The 266-nt window shown below is 61.3% G+C and carries 1 protein-coding gene; it reads left to right on the forward strand.

The genetic code is table 11. The features are described from left to right. Nucleotides 1-266, forward strand: a 266-nt coding sequence (locus tag SB822_RS57800; protein WP_410859200.1) for a type VI secretion system contractile sheath small subunit, incomplete at both ends; no start/stop codon positions are given.

Raw genomic sequence — 266 nt, forward strand, 5'->3', positions numbered from 1 at the left:
GAGCGAAGCCGGCGGCAAATTCGCAGTCGATCTGCGCTTCAAGTCGATGGCCGATTTCAGTCCGGACGAAGTGGTTGCGCAAATCGACCCGCTGCGGCGTCTGCTCGAAGCGCGTTCGAAGCTCGCCGATCTGCGCAACAAGCTGGCCGGCAACGACAAGCTCGAAGATCTGCTGTCCGAAGTATTGAACAACACGCAGCAGTTGCAGACGCTGGCGAAAGACCAGAGCAATGCGGCGAACCGGGACGGCGGCGCGCCGGATCAAG

Origin of the sequence: Paraburkholderia sp. SIMBA_054, from assembly GCF_046534875.1 — a bacterium.
In the GTDB taxonomy this organism is placed as follows: domain Bacteria; phylum Pseudomonadota; class Gammaproteobacteria; order Burkholderiales; family Burkholderiaceae; genus Paraburkholderia; species Paraburkholderia hospita.